Annotated in this window: 20 protein-coding genes; 10 read left to right on the top strand and 10 right to left on the bottom strand. The window is 40.4% G+C overall.

The features are described 5' to 3' along the window. The first annotated feature begins 119 nt into the window (after positions 1–119). Together VUI23_RS07135 and VUI23_RS07140 are read left to right on the top strand one after the other, a co-directional pair. Positions 120–992 (top strand): crotonase/enoyl-CoA hydratase family protein, encoded by an 873-nt coding sequence (locus tag VUI23_RS07135; RefSeq protein WP_216050334.1) that lies wholly within the window; start codon positions 120–122, stop codon positions 990–992. A 23-nt stretch (positions 993–1,015) separates the two neighbouring features. Beyond that, a complete protein-coding gene (locus VUI23_RS07140; RefSeq protein ID WP_342807502.1) occupies positions 1,016–3,055 on the top strand; it encodes an NADPH-dependent 2,4-dienoyl-CoA reductase in 2,040 nt (679 codons plus the stop codon). Positions 3,056–3,427: 372 nt separating this feature from the next. Here VUI23_RS07140 and VUI23_RS07145 read toward each other — a convergent pair whose 3' ends face one another. Then, the gene (locus tag VUI23_RS07145; RefSeq protein WP_216050336.1) at positions 3,428–4,009 is read right to left on the bottom strand and encodes a Fe-Mn family superoxide dismutase; all 582 of its coding nucleotides are present in this window, start codon (positions 4,007–4,009) and stop codon (positions 3,428–3,430) included. 335 nt (positions 4,010–4,344) lie between these two features. Between VUI23_RS07145 and VUI23_RS07150 the strand changes: the two genes are divergently transcribed. Continuing rightward, positions 4,345–4,686 (top strand): Grx4 family monothiol glutaredoxin, encoded by a 342-nt coding sequence (locus tag VUI23_RS07150; RefSeq protein ID WP_216050337.1) that lies wholly within the window; start codon positions 4,345–4,347, stop codon positions 4,684–4,686. A gap of 70 nt (positions 4,687–4,756) precedes the next feature. Here VUI23_RS07150 and VUI23_RS07155 read toward each other — a convergent pair whose 3' ends face one another. Beyond that, positions 4,757–4,951, bottom strand: coding sequence for a bacterioferritin-associated ferredoxin (locus VUI23_RS07155; RefSeq protein ID WP_216050338.1), 195 nt, complete (start codon positions 4,949–4,951; stop codon positions 4,757–4,759). Between the two features lie 277 nt (positions 4,952–5,228). Between VUI23_RS07155 and VUI23_RS07160 the strand changes: the two genes are divergently transcribed. Then, on the top strand, positions 5,229–5,834 hold the full coding sequence (locus tag VUI23_RS07160; RefSeq protein ID WP_342807504.1) for a peroxiredoxin C: 606 nt from the start codon (positions 5,229–5,231) through the stop codon (positions 5,832–5,834). A gap of 85 nt (positions 5,835–5,919) precedes the next feature. Here the strand turns inward: VUI23_RS07160 and VUI23_RS07165 are convergent, their stop codons facing one another. Further along, on the bottom strand, positions 5,920–6,519 hold the full coding sequence (locus tag VUI23_RS07165) for a Yip1 family protein (RefSeq protein WP_216050340.1): 600 nt from the start codon (positions 6,517–6,519) through the stop codon (positions 5,920–5,922). Positions 6,520–6,897: 378 nt separating this feature from the next. Beyond that, a complete protein-coding gene (locus VUI23_RS07170) occupies positions 6,898–7,800 on the bottom strand; it encodes a LysR family transcriptional regulator (protein WP_216050341.1) in 903 nt (300 codons plus the stop codon). Between the two features lie 412 nt (positions 7,801–8,212). On the opposite strand from VUI23_RS07170, the gene VUI23_RS07175 reads away from it, so the two are divergent. The 4 genes from VUI23_RS07175 to VUI23_RS07190 all read left to right on the top strand — a co-directional run bounded on the left by VUI23_RS07175 (position 8,213) and on the right by VUI23_RS07190 (position 13,490). Then, positions 8,213–8,578 (top strand): CidA/LrgA family protein, encoded by a 366-nt coding sequence (locus tag VUI23_RS07175; RefSeq protein WP_216050342.1) that lies wholly within the window; start codon positions 8,213–8,215, stop codon positions 8,576–8,578. Next, positions 8,578–9,249 (top strand): LrgB family protein, encoded by a 672-nt coding sequence (locus VUI23_RS07180; protein WP_303500181.1) that lies wholly within the window; start codon positions 8,578–8,580, stop codon positions 9,247–9,249. Before VUI23_RS07175 ends, VUI23_RS07180 begins: the two co-directional genes overlap by 1 nt. A 238-nt stretch (positions 9,250–9,487) precedes the next feature. Then, the gene (locus VUI23_RS07185; protein WP_342807506.1) at positions 9,488–11,257 is read left to right on the top strand and encodes a glycoside hydrolase family 9 protein; all 1,770 of its coding nucleotides are present in this window, start codon (positions 9,488–9,490) and stop codon (positions 11,255–11,257) included. Positions 11,258–11,405: 148 nt separating this feature from the next. Further along, on the top strand, positions 11,406–13,490 hold the full coding sequence (locus VUI23_RS07190) for an EAL domain-containing protein (protein ID WP_342807508.1): 2,085 nt from the start codon (positions 11,406–11,408) through the stop codon (positions 13,488–13,490). A gap of 90 nt (positions 13,491–13,580) precedes the next feature. Here VUI23_RS07190 and VUI23_RS07195 read toward each other — a convergent pair whose 3' ends face one another. The 4 genes from VUI23_RS07195 to VUI23_RS07210 are packed head-to-tail and all read right to left on the bottom strand — an operon-like array spanning position 13,581 to position 19,181. Continuing rightward, the gene (locus tag VUI23_RS07195; RefSeq protein WP_216050346.1) at positions 13,581–13,892 is read right to left on the bottom strand and encodes a DUF3240 family protein; all 312 of its coding nucleotides are present in this window, start codon (positions 13,890–13,892) and stop codon (positions 13,581–13,583) included. After that, positions 13,876–16,950 carry an efflux RND transporter permease subunit gene (locus VUI23_RS07200; RefSeq protein WP_342807510.1) on the bottom strand — a complete coding sequence of 1,025 codons (3,075 nt, stop codon included), beginning with the start codon at positions 16,948–16,950 and terminating at the stop codon, positions 13,876–13,878. Before VUI23_RS07200 ends, VUI23_RS07195 begins: the two co-directional genes overlap by 17 nt. Before the next feature lie 3 nt (positions 16,951–16,953). Continuing rightward, positions 16,954–17,988, bottom strand: a complete 1,035-nt coding sequence (locus VUI23_RS07205; protein WP_342807512.1) for a hypothetical protein — start codon at positions 17,986–17,988, stop codon at positions 16,954–16,956. Further along, positions 17,985–19,181, bottom strand: coding sequence for a hypothetical protein (locus tag VUI23_RS07210; RefSeq protein ID WP_303500177.1), 1,197 nt, complete (start codon positions 19,179–19,181; stop codon positions 17,985–17,987). Before VUI23_RS07210 ends, VUI23_RS07205 begins: the two co-directional genes overlap by 4 nt. A 145-nt stretch (positions 19,182–19,326) precedes the next feature. Here VUI23_RS07210 and VUI23_RS07215 point away from each other — a divergent pair, with 145 nt between their 5' ends. Further along, positions 19,327–19,818, top strand: coding sequence for a LuxR C-terminal-related transcriptional regulator (locus tag VUI23_RS07215; protein WP_216050350.1), 492 nt, complete (start codon positions 19,327–19,329; stop codon positions 19,816–19,818). Between the two features lie 104 nt (positions 19,819–19,922). On the opposite strand, the gene VUI23_RS07220 is transcribed toward VUI23_RS07215, so the two are convergent. Continuing rightward, entirely contained in the window at positions 19,923–20,948 is a 1,026-nt protein-coding gene (locus VUI23_RS07220; RefSeq protein WP_252729414.1) for a polysaccharide lyase family 7 protein, read from the bottom strand. A gap of 298 nt (positions 20,949–21,246) precedes the next feature. On the opposite strand from VUI23_RS07220, the gene VUI23_RS07225 reads away from it, so the two are divergent. Next, the gene (locus VUI23_RS07225) at positions 21,247–21,924 is read left to right on the top strand and encodes an MnmC family methyltransferase (RefSeq protein ID WP_216050352.1); all 678 of its coding nucleotides are present in this window, start codon (positions 21,247–21,249) and stop codon (positions 21,922–21,924) included. A gap of 65 nt (positions 21,925–21,989) precedes the next feature. Here VUI23_RS07225 and VUI23_RS07230 read toward each other — a convergent pair whose 3' ends face one another. Continuing rightward, a complete protein-coding gene (locus tag VUI23_RS07230; RefSeq protein WP_342807514.1) occupies positions 21,990–25,064 on the bottom strand; it encodes an EAL domain-containing protein in 3,075 nt (1,024 codons plus the stop codon). Positions 25,065–25,277 lie beyond the last annotated feature (213 nt).

A 25,277-nucleotide genomic window follows, 5' to 3' on the forward strand; every position in this document is an offset into this window, starting at 1 on the left:
TTTAAGCGTTCCTTTGAGGAATTCATCCAATTTATAGGTACGCATAAGCTAACTAAACAGCCTCAATTAGGTAGGCGTGCTTTACTTATTACCTGTGTACCATCTTGGAGAAAATCGTTTTGGAAAACTCAAATACAAATTTAGATTTTTCACAATTAACCACGTTAACTGTATCAATAGAAAATCATATTGCGCACATACAGCTGTCTCGACCAGAGCAACTTAACAGCATGATCCCCGAATTTTGGCATGAATTACCAGAAACTGTCCGACGAATAGATCATGAGTCGGCAGCGAGAGTGATTGTTATTTCCGCTTTAGGAAAGCACTTTAGTGCGGGTATGGATTTGTCAGTATTTACCCAAATGGCCAAAGATTTTAGCGGAGAACCTGCCCGAAGAGCTGAACGACTAAGACGTTCAGTGTTGGAGTTGCAAGATTCATTTAATGCCCTTGAGCAAGTAAGAATGCCGGTATTAGTTGCAGCCCAAGGTGGGGTTATTGGTGGCGCTGTGGATATGATTTGCGCCGCAGATTGCCGTTATTGCACCCAAGACACCTATTTCACTATCAAAGAAACTGAAATTGGCATGACCGCCGATGTTGGTACTTTGCAACGTCTACCGCATTTAATTCCTCAAGGTTTAGTTAGAGAGCTGGCATTTACCGGCAGAAATTGGAGTGCTGAAGAGGCGATGGCCCAAGGTTTTGTCAATAAAGTATTTGAAGATCAAGAATCGATGCTAGACGCTGTGATGAAAATCGCGCAAAAGATCGCCATGAATTCACCTATGGCCGTTGCCGGATGTAAAGAGATGATTAATTACACCCGAGATCACAGTGTTCAAGACAGTCTTACCTATATGGCGACATGGCAGTCTGGCATGTTCCAAATGCCTGATATTCAAGAAGCCATGGCATCGCAACAGCAAAAACGCATGCCGCAATATGCCGAGCTTCTGGATAAAAGCTCGATGATGACCAACAAATAAATTTAATACAGGACCAAAAAACAATGACCGCAGATTTAAAAGTTAGTGCACCTTATCCGAATTTATTTAGACCCCTTGATTTGGGTTTCACATCGCTAAGGAACCGAGTCATCATGGGCTCAATGCATACGGGGCTTGAAGAGGCCGAAAATGGCCATGTTCGTATGGCTGCCTTTTTCAGAGAACGGGCAAAAGGCGGTGTTGGCTTGATTGTCACCGGCGGGTTTGGACCAAATGAAGTAGGAGCAACCCATGCGAAAACTAATTTACTCGATAGTGATAAACGTATAGCCGAACATAAATTTATCACTGATGCTGTGCACGCTGAAGGCGGTAAAATATGTATGCAAATACTGCATACAGGACGTTATGCGTATAATCCCAAGCTCGTTGCTCCCTCGGCGGTTCAAGCGCCAATTAATCCATTTAAACCCAAAGCGTTAGATGAAGCTGGAATCCAACAGCAAATCGACGACTTTGTATTCACCGCCAAACAAGCACAAAAAGCCGGTTATGACGGGGTCGAAATAATGGGCTCTGAAGGCTATTTCTTAAATCAATTTATAGCTAGCCGAACCAATCACCGTGATGATGAGTGGGGCGGAGAGTACAGCAATAGAATCCGTCTTCCCATTGAGGTGGTTAGACGTGTTAGAGAAGCTGTGGGTGAACACTTTATTATTATTTATCGACTATCCATGCTCGATTTAGTGGAGGGTGGTTCAACTTACGAAGAAGTTGTGGAGTTGGGCCTTGCGGTAGAAAAAGCCGGCGCAACCATCATTAATACTGGTATCGGTTGGCATGAAGCGCGAATTCCCACCATTGCCACTAAAGTTCCTCGTGCAGCATTTACATGGGTAACTGCAAAGTTTCGCCGCGCGCTAAATATTCCAGTGATTACTTCTAATCGAATTAATACGCCCGAGGTTGCAGAAGAGGTGCTAGCTCGCGGCGATGCGGATATGGTTTCTATGGCTAGACCGTTTCTAGCGGATGCCGATTTTGTTGTCAAAGCCATGGAGAATCGCGCCGATGAAATCAATACCTGTATTGGTTGTAACCAAGCCTGCTTAGATCATGTATTTGAAGGTAAAGATACAAGTTGTTTGGTAAACCCTAGAGCGTGTCATGAAACTGAGCTTAATATAGTCGCAGCAGATGTGATTAAAAATATGGCCGTTGTTGGTGCGGGACCGGCCGGATTGGCAGCTGCAGTTTCCCTTGCCGAACGAGGTCATAAGGTAACCTTATTTGATAGTGCCAGTGAAATTGGCGGGCAGTTCAATATTGCTAAACAAATACCAGGAAAAGAAGAGTTTTATGAAACCCTTCGCTACTTTTCAAAACAATTAGAGCTGCATCACGTTGAGGTGAAATTGAATACTCGGGTAGATGCTGAGCTATTAAATAGCGGTGACTTTGACGAAGTATTGATTGCTACTGGTATTAAACCTAGAACCCCTCAAATTCCTGGTGTGGAACACTCCAAGGTTCTAAGTTATTTAGATGTTATTCGTGATAAGAAACCGGTGGGCAATTCGGTAGCGGTGATTGGCGCTGGTGGCATTGGTTTTGATGTATCTGAATATTTAGCCCATAAAGGGGAATCTACCAGTCAAAATATTCCTGCTTTTATGAAAGAGTGGGGAATCGACATGACTTTTAATGCACGAGCCGGCGTAGAGGGAGTGACACCTCAACCTAGTGCCTCTGGCAGAGAAATCTATTTACTGCAGCGTAAAACCACTAAAGTCGGTGCTAATTTAGGTAAAACCACAGGTTGGGCTCATCGTGCAGGTTTGTTAGCCAAAGGTGTGCATATGGTAGCCGGTGTAGAATATTTGAAAATTGATGATCAAGGTTTACACATTAAAGTAAACGATGAAGTTCAAGTTTTAGATGTCGATAACGTGATTATTTGCGCAGGCCAAGATCCGCTGCGCGAATTAGCCGATGGACTTAATAAACCATATCACTTGATAGGTGGCGCAGATGTAGCAGCAGAATTAGACGCAAAACGCGCTATCAATCAAGGAACTCGCTTGGCAGCCACCTTGTAGGCGAGGTTTTTTAACTGCGTAAAAACTATTAAATCCACGGCCTGAAGGCCGTGATACAGGTTGTTATTCAATGTGATTTAACGATAAATTTGTGGGTGGGTGCTTTCGACCTGCATGAAGCCAATAAATCCAGGGTCTGAAGGCCGTGCTACAGGTTGTTATTCAATGTGATTTAACGATGAATCTGTGGGTGGGTGCTTTCGATCTGCATGAAGCCAATAAATCCAGGGTCTGAAGGCCGTGCTACAGGTTGTTATTCAATGTGATTTAACGATAAATTTGTAGTCGGGTGCTTTAGCCCTGAGATTATCTTTGAATATAAAAAAACCAGTCATTTGACTGGTTTTTTTGATTTAGCTTTTAAACTAAAACTTATGCGAAATTCGCTGCCGCAAATTCCCAATTAACTAATGCCCAAAAACCACCTAAGTAGTTAGGACGAACATTACGGTAATCGATATAGTATGCGTGTTCCCATAAATCAACTGTGATAAGCGGTGTTACACCTTCTTCAGTGATTGGAGTACCAGCATTGCTAGTGTTAACGATGTCTAGGCTGCCGTCAGCAGTTTTTACTAACCAAGTCCAGCTTGATCCAAAGTTATTTACCGCTTTGTCGTTGAAGGCTGCTTTGAAGTCGTCAAAAGAACCCCATTTGGCAGTGATAGCATCAGCTAACGCACCAGTTGGTTCGCCGCCGCCATTAGGGCTTAGGCTATTCCAGTAAAATGTGTGGTTCCAGATTTGTGCAGCATTGTTAAATACACCGCCGTCTGATTGCTTAACCACATCTTCCAATGACATATCTGCCATTGCCGTACCTTCAACTAAACCGTTTAGTTTAGTTACATAAGTAGCGTGATGCTTACCATAGTGGTAATCAAGAGTTTCAGAAGAAATATGCGGTTCTAGAGCGTTTCTTTCATATGGTAACGGGGGTAGTTCAAAAGCCATGTAAATTCTCCATTAATGTGAGCTTAGCGTTATTAAATTACTGTCAGGCTAAATGCTAGCGTGAATTTTTAGAATGTAAAGCCTCAATAAAGGCTTTCATTCTACTGTAATACTATGATTTATAAATGATGATCTGGGGATAAGATGCTAATTATCAACCCGAATTACAAATACTTTTTACGAAGTCGTTAGATTATTTATGAATTTGCATTTATTCAAGTATTTCCAATGATTGTGACAAATCTGCGTAATTTAGCAAACCTTTTGGAAAGCAGCGCTTGAAACAGGTAAACTAACACCCATATTCAAATTAACTTAATTTAGAGAGTGGTAAAATGGACACTGTAGAGAAAATCAAACAACAAATTAATGAAAACCCAATCTTATTGTATATGAAAGGGTCTCCGAAGCTGCCAAGTTGCGGTTTTTCTTCACAGGCTTCTCAAGCCCTAATGTCTTGTGGAGAGCAATTTGCGTATGTTGATATTTTGCAAAACCCTGACATTCGTGCCGAATTACCAAAATATGCAGATTGGCCAACATTCCCACAGTTATGGGTTGATGGCGAGCTAGTTGGCGGGTGTGACATTATAATGGAAATGTTTCAGCAGGGTGAATTGCAGCCTTTGATTAAACAGACTGCAGAAAAAAATGCTGAGCAAGACAAAGAAAGCTAAGTTTTATTTTAAGCTAGATTAAAAACTAAAAAAGGAGCGTAATGCTCCTTTTTTGTGATTTAAATTTGTTTTAACTGACTTCTTTGAACAGGCTTTCATCGATAATAGTTGTGTCAATGATATCTTGTGCCATTTGTATACAACGACCGCACTGGCTGCCGACACCAAATTTGGCGCGCAATTCTCGAGTGCTTCCAATACCGTCCTCGCGGACAGCTTTTGCAATAGCTTTATCAGTAATGCCGTGACACAAACAAACGTACATTTAATTACACCTCAATCTTCATGCAAATGATAATAGTTGTTATTTGTATCTTTTTCAATAGCTAATTTGCTTATTTGTTATACATTGTTTTAAAAAGTGATTGATAGCAGGGGATAGAATCGTGAATACTGTTTTTTGTCGATTTAATTAAAAAAAGTTTATTGTTTTCCTTGGGTTTTATTATTCTAGTCTTATATTGTGCTTACAAGGTTTTTAAATCGTTAATCGAACATGCATTTGCGTTTATAAATGCTTTCACTAATAAATGGAGAAAAAAATGAGTGTACTAGTTGGTCGTCCAGCACCAGATTTCACTGCAGCAGCAGTTCTTGGAAGCGGAGAGATTGTTGATAGTTTCACCCTTAGCGAAAATATTAAAGGTAAAAAAGCCGTTATCTTTTTCTATCCTTTAGATTTCACTTTCGTTTGCCCGTCAGAGTTGATCGCGTTTGATAAACGTTATGAAGAATTTACTAAGCGTGGCGTAGAAGTTATCGGTGTTTCAATCGATTCACAATTTAGCCATAACGCATGGCGTAATACCCCAGTTAATCAAGGCGGTATTGGTCCAGTGAAATATACTTTGGTAGCTGATACTAAACATGAAATTTGCCAAGCGTATGATGTAGAGCATCCTGACGCGGGCGTTGCTTTCCGTGGTTCTTTCTTAATCGATGCTGAAGGTAACGTACGTCACCAAGTCGTGAACGACTTGCCACTAGGCCGTAACGTTGACGAAATGTTGCGCATGGTTGACGCTTTGAACTTCCATGAAGAGCACGGTGAAGTTTGTCCTGCAGGCTGGCAAGAAGGTAAAAAAGGTATGGATGCATCTCCAGAAGGTGTTGCTAAGTATCTTGCAGAGAATTCTGACGCGCTTTAATTAGCAATAGCTGTTAATTAGTCATAGAAAATAAAAAACCGCGTAACTGTAAAGGTTTCGCGGTTTTTTTATGAGCGTTTAAAATTTAGTGAGTAAATACGGGGTCGCCGATTACACTCCACAACAGCACCGAACCTACCATCAGTACTACAAGAAGAATAAGGCCACCGGTAACCACCGCACTAGAATATATAAAACCTTTATCTTCAGGTATGTGCAACATGATGGGCACACCTGAATACAACAAGTAAATAGAGTAGGAGATACCGATAAAAGCTACCACCATAACAAACCAAAGCGCAGGATAAAACGCTGCAAATCCACACATAAATAGCGGAGTTGCAGTATACGCAGCTAGTTCTAACGACTGTGTATAACTCGGGTTAGAATCGAACACTTTGGCAAGTTCATAAATGATAATAGCCAGGGCAATGACCCCTGCAATTAAGCCAAAATACATGCCTATACCCAAAGATGCGGCAGACATCTGATCTAATTTAATGACTTCTCCAACACCAATACTCCAGCCCAAATGATAGGAAGAGTAATAACTCAAAATAGCAGGAATGAGTGAAATGATGCATATGTGACTCAGACTGTAGAAGTAGCTTTCATGCCTTTCGTCAATTGCATGCCATTCTTCTTTTGGGTGAGTATAAATACCCCATAAGTGATTTAGTACCAAGATACGACTCCTTTGGTGGCTTTTTGTACCGTCATTAATTTTAAAATAACCAATTAATAACAAAATGTTAACAACAGTTTCTTTTACAAACGATTTTTCGTCAACTGATTTGTTTAGTTTTACGGCAAATAATCGTATTTAGGTGATGTTTATTGTAAATATTCCGCATAGTTATCTGAAAAAGTACAGATGATGGTATTTTTTAGGGTGCGAAGATCGGGCTATTTAGATTTTGCCGGACGAAATTTCGCCGATCTGTAAAAAAATGGGGGAAGTAACACTCAAGGTTAAAGGATTTATGTAAATTTTCAGGTTGATTGAAATGCCGTTATTTTGCGATGATTTTTCTGCAAACGCTACTTGTTCGACCAACTCGGTTTAGGTTACTTTCACTCGTTTGGATAATTCCATAAATCTATTCAAATACTCTGGTGGCGTTTCATTTTCTCGAATACCCAAGTGTATCGATTTCTGAATACCATTTTTGGCAGTCGGACTGATCAATGATATTGGCTTTATATCCATATGCTGTTGGTATTCTTCAATTAACCATCGCGGTAGCGCTGCAACGCCTCGATTTGCGGCTACCATTTGCAGCATTATCTCAGTATTCTCAATAATTTTATGCTGTTTAACGCTGGCACCTGCGGGGGTCAAAAAATGGCTGAAAATATCCAGGCGACTGGCTTCCACCGGGTAAGTAATTAAGGTTTGTTCGCTTAAATCCTCAGGATTAAGTTGTTGCAATTCAGCTAAGGGAGATTGTCCTGAAACGACCAGAGCGTGTTCGTAATCGAATACCGGCGTATAGCGCACATTATGGTGGAATAAGGGATCGGGTGTAATCAATAAATCTATCTCATAGCCCAATAAAGCACTTAAACCGCCGAACTGAAATTTTTGCCGTACATCTACATCTACTCCTTCACACTGAGCCAAAAAAGGTTTGACAGTTTTCAACAACCATTGATAACAAGGGTGGCATTCCATTCCAATGCGTAATATGCCTTTTTTGCCATGGGCTATTTGTTCAAGTTGTTGTTCTGCATATTCAAACTGTGGCAGCAAACGGTTGGCAAGGTTAAGTAATTGGTTACCTGCTTGGGTAAGGCGTAGCTTTCGGCCTTCTTTTTGCCAAACTTGTACTTGATAGTGAAGCTCAACTTTCTTAATGGCGTGACTAAGTGCTGACTGAGTTAAACACAACTGCGAGGCTGCTTGGGTAACGGTACCTGTCTCAGCAACAGCCTTAATAATAGTGAGATGATTGCGATCCAACATATTGTGATTAATTTCTATGAAGTAAATTCATGAATACATAAAAATATACCACTATCTTTCATCTATTCAAATGCTGATTTTAAGCCAACGTTATCTCATTTGGCTATATAGGTGACCAAAAGTAATAATTAGTTTTGCCATTTTGGTGTTAACCAAGAATTGAGATTCACCTATAAGGTATATTGGAATAATCAGGAGAAAGAACAACAATTGTTGCAAAAATGGGCTGGTTATTAGAAAAGTGTTTAGTGCCAGGGTAATTTGGATTTGGCAGCAATGGGCGATTTCTGTCTTTATCTTCTGTTATGCTTTTTAAGGCATTTCATCAACATTAAATTTTATACTTTACGCAGAATTGAGGCCGCAATCTGGTATTATTTGTAAATCTACTATTAAATGGCATTAAATCAGCGTGTTAAGTACGATTCTTAAGGTTTTCTTTTCCATCGCCATCATTTTTTTGTTTTTGTGGGTAGGAATAACCCTTCAAGCTTTGTCTGGCATTTCCTTACCGGGCAGTATCATCGGAATGTTGTTATTATTTTTTTGCTTATCAGTTGGCGTTATTCCGGTTCGATTGATGGAAGACGGTGCTAAATTAATGCTAAAACACATGTTGTTGTTTTTCATTCCTATTGCTGTCGGATTAATGAATTACTTTGAGCTAATGTACCAGCAAATAGGATTAATATTGGCCTGTACAATAGCGTCTAATATTGTTGTCGCGGTAATATTGAGTTTGCTATTTAAACAACTCAAGGCTAAGGAACATCAATAATGTGGATAGCACTAACCCTAGTGGTTTATTTACTATCGGTGTACTTTTTACATCGAATCAAAATTCCTTTTTTAAATTCTTTATTGATCAGTATGATTGCCATTATTGCTATTCTTTTAGTGTTGGACGTTCCCTTTGAAACTTATTACGCGCAAACCAATTGGATAAACTACTTTATGCAAGCCGCAGTGGTAGCCTTTGCTTATCCGTTATATGAACAGCTACCGCAGATTCGCTCCAACATGAAGTTTATTTTACTGTCGTGTTTAGCAAGCTGTTCATTGGCAGTGCTATTTACCGGCTTTGTTGCTTGGTTGTTTGATGCTCCTGCACCTCTTTTAGCATCCCTTTTAGTTAAATCCATCACCACACCCATTGCCCTTGAGATTAGCGGGAGTCTAAACGGACAAACTTCAATCGTGATTGTTTTAGGGTTATTCGCAGGATTAACAGGCGCTATTCTTTTCTACCCAATCTTCAAATTGTTGGGCGTAAACGAGTCTGTGCAAAGAGGAATTATCGTAGGAAGTCTCTCACATGCTATTGGCACTTCCGCCACTGTAAAACACTCTTCTGAGGATACCGCATTTAGTTCAGTTGCATTGATCATTGCTGCGATATTCTCATCATTTCTAGCGCCAATGGCGTATCAATTTTTCACCTGGATTTAATCAGCCTGCCAATGAAATAGGTTTTTTCGGAATCGCATTTTAAGAAAAAGCAAAGAAGCGCTCTGGTATAAATTTCGTTATTACTTCATTCTTCCATATCTTGTTTTAGGAAAGCCAAAATGCCAACGATTTGTATTTAGGCTTTAATTGCGGTTGATTCATTTTTTTGAAGAGGCTTGAATAAAACCTTTTTACTTGTAATGAATTTATTTTATCGCCTATTAATTAAGGGGACTAAATGCTTAAATTTAATCAAAAAACACTGTTGTCTAGTTTAATCTGTTACACCGTAACTTCGGTTTTAATTGGCTGTAAAACAGCCGATATCCCCCCTCAGCCCGCCAATGCAATAGCAACACAGCAGCCCGACCAAGTAATTCAGATTAATCAACTGGGATATTTTGTAAAGGGTGAAAAAGGTGCAATTGTGCCAAACACCCAAGAGACATCGTTTAGGTTACAAAATTTGCGTGGTGACACTGTGTTTGATGGCCCATTGAGCGAGTCCAAAAGCTGGTCAGCGCAAGGGCCTGATAAGTTTAAATTTGCTGATTTTTCGGAATTTTCTCAACCCGGTACTTATAGCTTAACGATTAAGCAAGTTGGTGAAGGCGTTGAACTCTCACGGCAAATAAAAATTGATAGCCAGATTAATCAACTGGCACATAAGGCAGCATTGAAATATTTTTATTTTAATCGCGCTGGAATGGCCTTAACAGAACCCTATGCAGGCAAATTTCAACGCCAAGCAGGTCACCTTGATCAAAACGTCATTGTGCATCCTTCTGCTGCCAGTCCTAGTCAACCCGCCTTCAGTACCATCAGTTCACCGAAGGGGTGGTATGACGCAGGTGACTACGGTAAATATACCGTGAATGCCAGTATCGCAACTTATACTTTGTTAGCCGCCTATGCTGATAATCCTAATTATTACCACAATCTTGCTTTGGCGATTCCTGAGTCTAATAATCAGCTTCCCGATATTGTTGATGAACTTATGTGGAACCTTGAGTGGCTGCATACTATGCAAAATGATGAAGGTGCGGTTTATCATAAACTCACTACCTTGCAGTGGCCGGGTAAAGATATGCCGGCAGATGACAACGCAGATCGTTATGTAATTGGTTTCTCAACATCCGCAGCACTGGATTACGCAGCCACGCTTGCAGCAGCGAGTCGAATTTTACGTCCGTTGTTTTCAGAGAATCCAGAACAGTTGGATACATGGTTAGCAAGTGCGCAAAAAGCATGGCGTTGGGCGATGGCCCATCCGAATTACGTATATCAACAACCTGCAGATGTCAGCAGCGGTGAATATGGTGATAATGATTTTTCAGATGAATTTGCATGGGCTGGAGCAGAGTTGTTTTTAGCCACAAAGAATGCAAAGTATTTGCACGCATTTCAACAATACAACAAACCTCTTAAAGAGCCCGATTGGAGCAATGTGGCAGCGTTGGGTTACTTTAGCCTTGTCAGAGAAGGGAAGCCGTCTTTAACGTCTATCGATTTTCAAAAGCTGCAATCTCAGCTGATTGACTACGCTGAAGCAAGTTTACAAATATATGAAAATAATGGTTACGGTGTGGCGATGAACTCAGACGATTATGTTTGGGGAAGTAATTCGGTTGTTTTAAATAAAGCGATTATGTTGCTGAACGCATTTCGAATTACCGGCGACGAAAAGTATCGTCAAGTTGCCCAAGGTAATCTCAATTTTGTATTCGGTCGCAATCCCACAGGCTATTCTTTTTTAACCGGGTTTGGTGACATCAGCCCACAAAATCCTCATCACCGTATTTCTGCCGGTGACAAAATCGACAAACCTGTACCCGGCATGCTTGCGGGAGGGCCACAACCAGGACAACAAGATAAATGCGATTATGCAAACAACTTTGCTGCTGGTAGCTATGTTGATGACTGGTGCAGCTACGCAAGTAATGAAGTAGCAATTAACTGGAATGCGCCTCTGGTTTACGTGCTTGGTAGCCTTCTCGCGGCGGAGTAAATAAAGGATATGACAAACTGAGTTTTGCGCGATTTAAGCTACACAATTTTCAACAATCCCAATGAAATGCTTTGGCTTTATTAGTGTTAATTTAATTGTTTCGTTCTACTATTAGGGGAAAGCTGTGTAATTGGGAATATTCGCGAAAATGAGTTCAAACAAAACAGGCAAAATAAGCAAAACATTGTCTCATCAATATGAGCTCAATGATCCGCTTCACCATTTGTTTGACGCCGTTAAAGTGATTTCTGTGCAAGGCTATGATGATGATCGCAGAGTTATCTATTGGAATGAAGGCAGTGAGGTACTTTATGGTTATTCCAAGCAAGAAGCGACCGGACAAAAATTAGAAGACTTAATCATTCCACCCTATATGCGAGAAGGAGTGGTTGAGGCCCATGGAAATTGGCTCAATCAAGGTGTCGAGATTCCGGCGGCCGAGATTACCTTGCAGCATAAAAGTGGCGCCGAAGTATCGGTGTTTTCAAGCCATGTAATGTTCACCAATCAATACGGTAATAAACAAATGTACTGTGTTGATATTGATCTGACGGATATCAGAAAAGCTGAAGCCCAGGCATTGTTCAAAGAACACATGCTAGAAACCATTTTTGAAGCTATTCCAGATCTATTCTTTTTGATGCAAAAAGACGGGACCATTATTGATTATCATGCCAGTAAACAAGAAAATCTCTACGTTTCTCCTCAGCAATTTATTGGCAAAAACATGGCGGATGTTATGCCTGAGGAAGTTACCAGCAAGTTTCAGACGTACATTGAAAAAGTCATAGAACAGCGGGAGATGATTAGCTTTGAATATGATCTCACTATGCCACAGGGCATTTCATATTTTGAAGCAAGGTTGGCCTATCTGAGCGAATATAAACAGGTAATGGTTGTTATACGCGATATTACTGAACAGCATAAATCGGCAGAATTAATTCGTCATCAAGCCTATTTTGATAGCCTTACTTTATTGCCTAATCGTTTTTTAGCCCTCGACCGTTTGTCTCAAATTCTCATTGAAGCTAAACGAAACGATCAAAAAGCCGTGGTCATTTTTATTGACTTAGATGACTTTAAAAAAGTAAACGACTCTTTGGGTCATGAAATCGGTGACAAACTATTAATCAGTGCTGCCAACCGATTAAAACAAGTTGTACGAAAAGAAGACACCGTTGGGCGTTTAGGTGGTGATGAATTTATCGTTTTATTGAAAGGTTTAGCTGAACCAAATGATGCGTTAGCCATTGCTGAGAACTTACTAAAAACCTTTAGAAAGCCATTCCAGTTAGCTGGAAGAGAATTAATTTTAACGTTAAGTATTGGCATAGCCGTTTACCCAGAAAACGGCAATAGCGCATCTGATTTATTGCGCAACGCCGATACGGCAATGTACCAAGCTAAAGCATTGGGAAGGAATACTTTTTCATTTTTTACCAGCGAAATGAATAAGGTTATGCAACGCCGTTTTGCAATCGAAGAGCAGATGCATGTTGCTCTCGAGCGTGGTGAGTTTGAAGTGTATTATCAGCCTAAATTCGAGATAAACAATAATGCAATTGTGGGTGCAGAAGCATTGCTGCGCTGGCATAACCCGTCATTGGGCGAGGTCACACCCGACGAGTTTATTCCAATTGCCGAACATACTGGATTAATTGTGCCTGTCGGTGAGTTTGTGATCAATCAAGCTCTAGCTTTTTTAAAACATTGGCAAATTTGCGATCAACAGTTTTATACAATGGCAATTAATTTGTCACCTCGTCAATTTCGAGAGCAGGGGTTACTCTCGAGCCTTAAAAAGGCATTAGAGGTTACGCAAATTAGTGCAGAATGTTTAGAGCTTGAAATTACCGAAGGGGTGTTAATGAATGGTCAATCTTACATTCATGAATCCATTGCTGAAATCAGTGCTTTAGGAATTAAATTATCTCAAGACGATTTCGGGACGGGATATTCATCATTAAGTTATTTAAGGCAGTATCCTTTTAATGTTCTTAAAATAGACCGCAGTTTTATTCATGGGATCACATTAAACAAGTCAGATTGTGACTTAGTTAAAGCGACCATTGCCATGGCAAATAGCCTCGGGCTAACTGTGGTTGCCGAAGGTGTAGAAACGGAGCCACAACTTACTATTTTGAAAGATTTAGGTTGTGATTTGGTGCAAGGATTTTATTTTAGTAAACCATTAACTGCTAAACAGCTACTTAAATTTTCTAGCCAACATTAAAAAATTAAATCTACATTCCAACGATTATTCATAACGTGTTTTTGACCACCGGCAATGCTTGATATGAAAAAGTGTTTTTTCTACTGCTTTCTATAAAGTCCCGCCATCAATAACAGGAACACACCAAAAGCGGATATGGCTGTTTGCACAAACTTGTTTAATATGTGCTAACAGTTCTTGGTAGTGGGCTGGGTTATGCAATAGTTCAAATCGATAGAAATCCCTATAGCCTTCAACTTGTTCTTGAATATTGTATTGATGATTCTCACGACTATAGCCTTGAATTTTGCTTAAGCTAAAACCCGATAAGGCCTCTAAACCAATTAAAGTATCTACTAAATTATCCTTTAATTGTTGTGGCACAATCGCTATAAGTAATTGAATATTATTTTGTTTTTGCATTTCGACGCTCCATCCAATTATACAACACTGGTAATAAATACAAAGTGGTTAGGGTAGAGGTAAATAAGCCTCCAATCACAACAATGGCTAGTGGTTTTTGAATTTCTGCGCCAGGACCTGATGCGAAGACTAGTGGAGCTAGCCCAAACATGGCAGTCATCGCTGTCATCAATACTGGTCTTAAACGTCGAGTTGCTCCATCAATAATGCGGATGAGAGTGTCGCTAATCTCCATTTTTGTTTGTTCAAAGTAGCTTACCATTACCACCCCATTTAATACGGCAATTCCCAATAAAGCGATAAAGCCCACCGATGCGGGAACTGACAAATATTGGCCACTAATAAATAAAGCGAAAATTCCGCCCATCACGGCAAAGGGGATATTTACTAAAATAAGTGCAGATTTTGCTAACGAACCAAAAGTAGTAAACAGGATGATTAAAATCAGCAGTAATGAAATGGGCACAACCATCATAAGGTTATTGGTGGCTCGTTGTTGGTTTTCGAACTCACCACCAAAACTAAGTACGTAACCAGACGGCAGTTCCAGTGTGTTGGCAAGGGTCTTTTTTAACTCTTCGACAAAACCCACTATATCGCGCCCAGACACGTTGGTGGTTACCACTGAAAAACGATTACTGTTTTCTCGTTCAACTAAAATAGGTCCTTGCTTAAAGCTTATTTCAGCGATTTCATGCAGAGGTACTAAGCTAGCATCTGGTAACAAAATTAGATTGTTTTTGATCTCGAGTAATGTGCCTGGACGCATTGCAGAGCTAGCAGAAGTAGCGAATACGACAGGGGTTTTACGTTTGCCCTGAATTATTTCTGATATTGCAACAGTTTCGAATTGTGAACGTAAATAACTCGACAATTCGGTAATGCTCATGGCATAGCGCTGCGCAATTTCTGGTTTGAGACGAATATTTAAAAACTCACCTCCTTCGGTGACCGCAGTATTGACATCAACACTCCCCGCAGTGGACTTAGTTATTTCGGAGATACGTGAGGCCAATTTAGCTAACTCGGTTAAATCCTGTCCAAACACCTTAATGGTTACATCTCCTGTGCTGCCAGTAAGCATTTCTGAAACTCGCATTTGAATAGGTTGGGTGAATCCAAAGTTAATACCGGGAAACTGTTTTAGCACATCTCGAATGGCGTCGACTAATTCTGATTTAGAACTGAATCGCCATTGTGCTGGTGGGATTAATTCCATAAAAACATCTGTTTCATTCAAGCTCATTGGATCCAAACCTATTTCGTCGGCACCGACTCTGGCGACGATTTGGCTTATTTCAGGCACCTGTTCAAGCAATGCATTTTGAATTTGTATATCCAGTTCCGTGGAAGCCGTTAACGTTATGTTTGGCGTTTTTTCAAGCTGTACAATTATGTCGCCTTCATCGAGCACAGGCATAAAGGTTTTACCTAAATATACGAACTGCACGGCACTAGCGATTAATGCTAACAGTATGCCGATAATTAGCGGAGCAGGGCGGGCTAACGTTTTAGATAAGGTGGTGCGATAATTGGCTTTGAGTGTGGTTACAAAACTAGGCTCAGCGGAATCATGTTGTTTAATTAATATTGAGGCCAGTGCTGGAATAACGGTTAGTGATAACAGCAGTGCACAAAACATCGCAAATACAATCGTCATCGCCACGGGCTTAAACAATTTACCTTCCAAACCGGTCAGTGTCAGTAAAGGCGAAAACACTATTATCACTATGATTGTGCCGGAAACCACGGGTACGGCAACATCTTTACAGGCTCGAAAAACCAGATGTAACTTGGGTAAGTGGTTTTTTTTACTTAGCTGATTAACAACATTTTCGACGACGACTACGGAAGCATCTACAAGCATACCGATTGCGATAACCAGACCGCCTAGGCTCATTAAATTGGCCGACATATTGACACTATTCATCAGCCAAAATGTGCTCAACGCGGCAAGGGGTAAGATCATGGATACAACTAGTGCGGCTCGAATATTTCCTAAAAACAAAGTTAACACAATAATCACCAATATCACGGCAATCAATAATGCTTCTTGAATGGTTCCTATTGCTGTGTCGATTAAGTTCTTACGATTATAAAAAACGTTTATTTGTGAGCCAGTAGGTAGGCTCTTTTCAATTTGTTTTAACTTTTCACTAACGCCTTCTATTACTCTTGCCGTATTGGCATTTTTCAGCGATATAACGATGGCTTCAGTGGTTTCTTCACCATTGCGGGTAACAGAACCATAACGGGTTAAATGACCCACGCTAACATCCGCCACATCAGATAATCTAATAGACTGTTGAAGACGGTTACTGATTCCCATGTCTCGAAGTTGATCTAAGGTATCTATGCGTCCTTCACCACGAATAATTAGCGCGTCGTTACCTATATCTAAACGACCAATATTCCCGTTCAAATTGTTTGCTTGAATCTGTTGAGCTAATTGGTTTAAGGTTAAGCCTAAAGTTGCTAGCTTTACCGGATCTGGTGTGATCTGATAAGTTTTCGCAAAGCCACCCAATATATTTACGTCGGCGACACCATCTATGGTTCTAAGTAAGGGCCGAATCTCCCACTCCAGTATTTGTCTGCGTTCAAGTAAACTTAGCTGCGGATTTTCCAGTGAAAACATAAACATTTCACTCAAAGGTGTACTCATCGGTGCAATACCGCCTTCAAGATCTGCGGGCAGCGAAGTCCAAATATTGTTTAGGCGTTCCGCCACTTGTTGTCTAGCCCAGTAAATATCAGTGCCCTCAACAAAATCAAGGGTAATGTCGGTAATTGCGTACTTGGTGGTCGATCGCAATACTTGTTGGTCAGGGATCCCCAATAACTCTGTCTCTACGAGGAGAGTCACCTGCGCTTCTATTTCCTCAGCTGTCATTCCTGGCGCTTTCAGTATTACTTTAACTTGGGTAGGCGAAATGTCAGGGAACGCGTCTATAGGGATATTCATCCACGAGACAATGCCGGTGAGCATGACTCCTACCGCCATTAGTAGAATGAAAATCCGCTGGCTAAGGGATAATCGAATCAAATTAGATAACATTATTCATTCCCCCAGCCCGAGCAGTATACCTTGAGCAGCGCTCACGGAGCTGATGAGTAGATGACTGTTAATAAGTGATTCTTGACTAGTGACTGTATAATTTTCAGCAGCACTGCTAACGAGCGTGACTTTAACTGCGGTTAATTGATTACCTGATTTCACAAATACAAACTGGGCTCCGTTCATCGAAAAAACCGATTGTTTGGGAACTAAATAAGCGTGCTGCGTATAAAATGGCGTGACTGACAAGTTCTGCCCTAAATTGTAAGGACATTCAGCGTGCAAGGGGTCGCTCCAAACCTTGCTAGAAAGTCCCGCGGCAACAAGTTCGATACTACTTATGTTTAACTTACACTGAGAGTTTGATGCGGATAAGTAAGCCAGGTTTTTTGCTTCCTTGTTAGTAATATTAAAACTCAACCTGATGCTTTCTAAAGGAGTGACCCTAGCAATTACGCTGCCTTCTGTCAGCGATTCAAATCTAGTGTATTGCACTACGCCCTTGATTGGTGTTTTTAAGGTTAACGTTTCTGTTTCGTCATTAAAGCGGGCAACTAACTCAAAAAAGTGCTGCACTTCATCATACTCTAGCTTAGCTGCGAAATAGGCGTGAGTGATGTCAAGCCAGGCCTGTTGAGAGATAGCAGACTGAGCAAATAATTTTCTATTTTTTTCATACTGTTGCTGAGTAAGTTCAAACAACGATTTTTTTACCTGATACTGGCTATAATAGTGATGTACTTCCGGACCACTTAGTTCAACAAAATCCACTCCAATATTGAGCTTAGTGCCTACAGGGTGCAGAAATTGTACTTGCTGAGCCGTTAAAGGTGAACGGACAGTGTAAGCTTGCCCCGGCAATTCTGACACTTCACCCAGAGTAGGGCGACCTGCATATTCATTTATTTGTTCTACCCGTTTTGTCTGCAGCGCTAAATTGTTGAGATCTTTTACATCAAGACTAAACTGTTCTGCCGAAGTGGAAGTGATAACCAGTAAACTGGTGGCAATAAAGATGGATTTTACGAAACCTTTCATAAAGATTTTCCTGCTGCTTGATTAAGGGTGGCTATATTTTTGGCCAAATTAATTTGATTTATGGCGTATTGCCCTTGAATTTCGACAATCTCTAGCGTCCTTCTTAAGATCCACTCTTGATCGGTTATATTGGATGTCAGCAATTTATCTAAGGTTGGCTGTAGTTTCTGGGTTATCTGCAAAGATTGATTAAGCAGTGTTTGCCGTGCTTTACTAATTTCCAGCTGGGCGGCTGCATCGCTGATGGATTGCCGAATTAGTTGCTGCGTCTGTTTCTTTTCCATCGCGTATTGAGATTGAGCGGCTATAAATTCGTTATACTGAGTAGCTGTATAGTTGTTGCCTACCGACAAAGGGATTTCAACGCCTAGGCCTATTTGCTTGTCAGTGATCCCTGCGGTTTCGTTCTGCTTAGCAAAAATTGAAAGGTTCCAAGGTTTAGCATGATTTGAAGCCCCATTAAGTAGGGCAATATTTAACTGCCAAATTGCATCTAATGCCTGCACGTCAGGATGCATGTTAAGCACATCTAGATTTTTATTGTAGACGGTTTCATTGGTATTATCGGGTAGTGCATGTAAACCAGTAAGCTCAGTGTATTGTGCCAATAAGGTTTGGGTTCTATTTTGATGTGTTAACAAAGCGAGTTGAACCTGAATACGTTCTTGTTTTACGAGTAAGGTTAGGTATGAAGGGGTGTTACCAGCTTGTTCGAGTTGTTCGTAATGGCTTAGTAACCTATTTAGCACTTTGAGTTTTTGCTGCGCTTGTTCACGGTAAACATATTCGAGTTTATATTCCCAAATTGTGAAGCGGATCAGCCCAGATAAGAATAGCGCTTGTTGTTGCAACGCATGGCGCTGAATTAAGGGAGCAGTACTTTTTAATTGCTGGTCAATGTCAGTTTGTAAACGTGATTTAATTGCTAAGTTCAAACTGATTTCTGTTTCTTTAGAACCTAGGCTTTGCTGGTTGTGCATATATAAAAGTCCAACCGTAGGAGGACTAGCAAACCAAGAATCAGAAGGTTGTTCAATTTTACCCTTTAACAGATTTTGTTTGTTATCCTGTTGGTGAATCTCTAACGCAGCATTTAATACATCATTGAGTGTCAACTGCGCGGCAAAAATAGATGAAGGCCAAATAAAAAATAATATGAAAAGTGGTTTTGGGATTGCTGATAGATAAAACATTATTTTGCGCTGCTTACTGGTTAGGTCAGTGCGCAAATTATTGATGTTAATCGGTTATGGAACAATAAACACATGTAGGACTTGGCATCGAACATATGTTCGATATAACCGGAATTGGTATTAAATTTAGAGAGTTGGAGAGTAAATGAAAGATCGAATTATCATTTTAGTGCTAATTACCATCATGATACTCAATGCGATGGATGTCTTTGTTGATATACAATTAAATGTGCCTATTTGGCATGTGTTAGGGGAAAGCATAATTGTTATTGTTTCGGCCATTGCAGCTTTACTTCTCATCCATGATTTGCGGTTACGTTCTAGATCATTAAACCGCTTAGCGACAAAACTTAAAGATGCCAATATACAAATTCAGACGCTCAGCGGAGAAATCGCTAGCGAACGTAAACATTATGCTCAGGTTATTCAGGCGCAGTTTAATGACTGGGGTTTGACAGTTGGAGAGCAGCAGGTAGCGATACTTATTTTAAAAGGTTTAAGCTTAAAAGAAATTGCCTCCGTTAGGGACACGAAAGAGGCCACTGTTAGGCAACAAGCCTCTAGCTTATATTCGAAAAGCAACTTACAAGGTCGACATGAATTGTCAGCGTGGTTTTTAGAAGACTTTCTTAATTAACCGTATTTTCGTTAGGTTTTAGCGCATGTTTCCGGTTACTGAAACATGCGCTTGCCCCACTGCACCTTGTGCACCGCGGAGGTAACTATTGGACTCACTCTCGTTTAACGGGCTTCCGGTGAACTTAATGTCAGCTTACTAAAAGTCACTTGGGTATAGTCACCATTCATTTTGTCCGTTTGCCAATCCCCAGTTCCTAAACATCCTGCATACCAAAGAGTGCCTGCTTGGTCTTTTGTGCTGCATTGGTTATACGCTCCGGCTTTAAAGTAATGAGAGTCACCAGCATAACCTAGTGGATTATCTTTCGGGTCAATCTTTCCGTAAGCGTCAATATTATTAGCGAGGTTTATCTCGTATTTAACATCGTCTTTGCCTTCTGCGCTAAAGGTTAGGTACATGGTATTTTCGTACACATTGATGCTATAGCTAAATTCTTCTCCTAATGCGATGCCAGTATTTCCAGGTTCATTTGGGTTTTCCCAAGTATTTCCCCATACTGGATAGGCAATATCGGTGCGATTCGGATCAGTTTTTGCCAAGTTGCGCTCATAATTCCAAAAAACAGAGCCTTTTTGATGATTTGGCCACTTTTTAAAATAGATTTTTATCGGTTCATTACCCCAGCCAAAACCTTGATTTTTAGCGATTACCTTGTCATCTTTCACCGCATGAATTTGACCCACTACCACTGAAAATGCAGCAGGAGTGTCGGGGTTTTTGGCCCGCAGGGCTACATGATCTACTTTTAGTGTTGCATCTACTTTACTGCCAATAGCAGCAAATTTAGAGGCTAAAGGATGGGCTGCCAAAGCAAAGTTATTTCCCGGAGCTTTAGTCTTAATTTTTTTATTTACACCTCGGAAGGTTTGGCGTAGTTCGCTACGCGTATTACTTGATGAAGCAGTGGTGATTGCTTTATTCGGAGTCGCGAAAACCATGCCGCCATTTTCATCTAAATAGAAAAAATCAGGGTGAACATAGGTTTGCATTTCAGCCACGTCGATTTCATCAATTTTGCCATTGTTGTCGATGTCCACCGGCACGGTAATTTTCCAATTAGATAAATCAAATTTGGTTGCAGGAACATTAGCAACGGATGAGACAGGACTACTAGAATCATCTTGCATACTATTGTTTGAACAAGCTAAAACAAAAGATATCGACAAAGGTAATATGACACTTGCTTGCGCAATTTTTTTAATTCGCGGTTTATTCATTTAGTTCTCTTATTAAAGTTCTCAATAATTTGCCTACTATTTTAGACAAATCCATAACAAATACTTAATCAATTGATTATGTATTAATTTAACTGGGAATTAGCTGGAATGCATTAATTGTTTACAAGCAGCATTGTTGTAATTAGTTAACCGTATAATTATGTTAATCTGTGGGTTTGTTTTCAGAATATTTTTTTAAGGGCAATTCATGATCCCATGGACCCAGTTAGGCACTGCCAATATCCCTAATGGTGGCGGTGAAATGAAACTATCGCAACGAGGTGATGAATTTTCAATACGTTTGTCAGGTATTCGTGGCGAACTGATGAATAGTCGAGTCTATAATTCAGAGAAAGAGCTTTCTAAGCTAGGCTGTGCTTATTTAAAGTCAGTTGATGATGCTCAAGTATTAGTGGGTGGGTTAGGCATGGGGTACACACTCGCAGAAGCCCTAAAAGCTGTACCCTTGTCAGCACAAGTTACGGTAGCTGAATTAGTTCCTGAAGTGGTTGTCTGGAATCAGGGGCCATTAGGAGAATGTGCTAAGCGTCCACTCGATGATCCTCGCACTAAAGTGGTAGTGGGCGATGTTAAAGCGCTGTTATCAACTAATAAACCGACCTTTGATGCTATTTTACTGGATGTTGATAATGGTCCTGAAGGGCTTACTCATGCCAATAATAATTGGATTTATTCAATACAGGGAATTCAAGATATCTATCAGGTATTACGACCTAAGGGGATGCTAGCGGTTTGGTCTGCAGGTCCTGATTATCTGTTCAGCGTGCGTTTAAAAGATGCTGGTTTTGATGTTGATACCCGTGTAGTGAGAGCGCGGCAAGGTAAGGGAAGCAGGCATACTATTTTTCTGGCTAGAAAACCCTAAGAACCGGCTAAATCTACCAGTAGAGCTAAAATCGAGTTTCGATTTTAGCTCTACTGAAGTCTTTGTTAGCTTTTATTGTCAGTTACCCATGTTTGCCATATTTGCTCAGTATTCCATTGCGCCGTCCATGCAACTATATCCTGAGCTGGCATTGGTCGGGCAATACCATAACCTTGTGCTAGGTCACAACCAAGTTGAAGTAACGTAACGCCGTGGGCAACAGTCTCTACTCCTTCGGCAATAACATTCCGATTGAAAGATTTAGCCAGGGCGACTATACCCGCGACTATGGCTCTGTCGTCAGGATCGATTAACATGTCTCGCACAAAGATTTGATCTATTTTGATTAAGTTGGCAGGTAATCTTCTTAAATAAGTGAGTGAAGAATAACCGGTTCCAAAGTCATCAATCGCAAAACTCACCCCTAAATTTATACAGTTTTTCATGGTCTCTGACGCATCTAACAGATCTTCTAAAGCACTGGTCTCTAAGACTTCTAGTTGTAATAAGTTGGGTGCAATATCAGGATAGGCAAGTAGTAGCTTTGCTAGCCGCTCAGCAAAATTATTCTGCTGAATCTGCAGTGCACCAATGTTGACGCTAACAGGGATCACAAGATCATCTTTTTGCCATTTACCTATTTGCTGTAACGCTTCCTCAATTACCCATTCGCCAACGTCTATGCTCAGCTGATGGTTCTCAATGAAAGGTAAAAACTCCGCCGGAGACAGTAGTCCTAGTTCAGGATGCTGCCAACGAATTAATGCTTCGGCGCCAATAACTTCTCCGGTTCTCATATTTACTTTAGGCTGGTAAAACAGCACAAACTCGCGGTTGTCTAACGCGGTTCGAATATTTTGTAACCTTTCATGACGCACCTTGATAGCATCTTCAGATTTGATATCAAATAGGTGGTAGCAGTTTTTGCCTTTTTGCTTGGCCAAATACATTGCTTGGTCAGCATGACGAATAAGTTGGTCGGCGTCGGTCTGGTCGGCAGGGTACAAAGTAACACCTATACTTGCTGAGACTTTTAGGGTGATATTGCCTAAAGTTACTGGTACGCAAGCGGCTTTTAACATCCGGTTTATGATCGGTTGGAAATCTTGTAATTGCTCCAAATCTGCTAATACGGCAACAAATTCATCACCACCGAAGCGTGATAATGTGTCGCAATCTCGCATGGCCTCTTTTAGTCGAGATGCAATAACCACTAACAAGTCATCACCTAAACTGTGCCCATGGGTATCGTTTACTTCTTTAAACCCATCCAAATCCAAAAATACGACAGCCAATAATCTCTGATTGCGTTTGCTTTGGGAAATTGCCTGCTTTAACCGGTCTGCCAATAGTGTGCGATTGGGGAGGTTAGTTAAAACATCGTAATGGGCCATGTGCTCAAGTTTATTTTGCTGCTCTTTAAACTCGGAAATATCGGTAAATATGGCCACATAATTTTTTACATTACCATTGGCATCATTTACGGCGCTAATGGTTAGCAGTTGGGCATAAACATCATTATTCTTACGTTTATTCCAGATTTCTCCGCACCAAAAACCGTATTCTGAAATTGCTTTCCACAGCTTTTGATAGAAATCTGCAGATTGTTTATCTGATTTTAGAATGCTTGGATTTTTACCTAAAACTTCTTCTCGTGAATACCCTGTTATATTGACGAAGGTTTGATTGACGTCGATTATATCTCCCTTAATATCGGTGATGATGATGCCTTCGCGGGCATGGGAGAAAACACTGGCAGCTAACTTGAGCTGTTCTTCAATCTGCTTATTTTTGGTCACATCTTGGACCAGCGAAGTTACGCCAATAACAGTACCGAATTCATTTAAGATTGGTGTACTGTGCCATTCACAAATTATAACGTTGCGGTTTTTAGTGAAGTTCTCATTGGTATTACATCTGCCTCCTTTTTGATCTAGCAGTAACTGATAAACATTGATGAGTTCTTCTTCTAATTCGGGTAGCAAAATAAGATCTGAGGCATGTCTACCTATTGCCTCATTCGCAGTATAACCAAATATATTTTCTGCAGATTTGTTCCACTTAGTACAAATAAGGTTTTTATCCCAAGAAATGCAGCCAAGTGGGGTATTCTTTATGTGTTCAGAAAACTCTTTTTCACTTTTTAATAGGGATTGTTGACTTTCTTGCAGTTGTCTTTCAGCGTTTAAGCGAGTTTTGGCCATCAGCATAAAGCGGTGTTGCAATTCTATAAGCTCAGATGAACCTTGCTCAGGTATATCGGCGATATCTTTACCCAACTCTAAATCTTTTGTTGATTGCAACAGGTTTCTTAAAGGGATAACTAAAGTCTTTTGAATACCCCAACTGGCGATGATAATCATTAAAAATACAATCAGAAGTAGCACAATACCAGTGATGATTAAACGTGAATTGATCGCGTTAAGCTCTTCTCCGAAAGGAATACCGACGAGAATATTAATAACTTCACTATCATTGAATAGTGGCTTTTTAACAAAAATTCGCTGTTGGTTATCGACCTTAAAAGTAGAATCGTATTTTTGAAGATTACCTTGAATAATTGAAATGTCCGAACCCAGTAAGTTAGCATCAGCAGGAAAGGCGGCCAGTATTTTTTGTTCATGATCCGTTATGTACGCTACTGAATTTGGCGGTAAACGAGAATCGGAAAGTTGTTTACTCCACCAATCAAGCGAGAGCACGGCTACCGCAGCTCCAATGACATCATTATTTTGCGGATTTAAGACGGGATACGCAAAGTTAATACTGGCTACTTTCGCTGCTCTATCTACTTGATATTCACCAATCGAAAATTGTTTATTTGCCATCGCTTGTTGGATATAAGCACGGTCAGCGACATTTATCGGTTGCTTGAGTGGTTTAGCGTTACATACCAACTCCCCACTAGCGTTTGGTACACCAATGTTTATGTAGGTATCTTTAATTTTTACTATATCGGCTAACAACGCGCTACATTCAGCTGAATCTGGCGTTAACACCGCGCTAAATGTCGCTAGGTGCTTTAAAAATTTCTCAGTTCTTTTAATCAACAAAGATTGAAAATTTGTGGTGATATCTATCGTTTTTAGTGCTTCCTCTTGGGCCTCATGAATTGCATGCTCGCGCTCAAGGATTGACATATAAACAAGAGCCAATATCCCCGGAAGAGCAACCAAAAAAATGAGTAACACTAACCTCGATTGTATTGACTTTAAAAATCGTCTCATGTTTATCTAATTAAATCCAAAATAGGTAACCACAGCGCAAGGTTTCAAACTTTATATACATAGAATTGTACAGCATATAAGAAAGAATATATTTTTCTTTGGTTTTAGTGGAATCTTGGTCGTCAC

Source organism: Alteromonas sp. M12 (assembly GCF_037478005.1).
Classification (GTDB): domain Bacteria; phylum Pseudomonadota; class Gammaproteobacteria; order Enterobacterales; family Alteromonadaceae; genus Aliiglaciecola; species Aliiglaciecola lipolytica_A.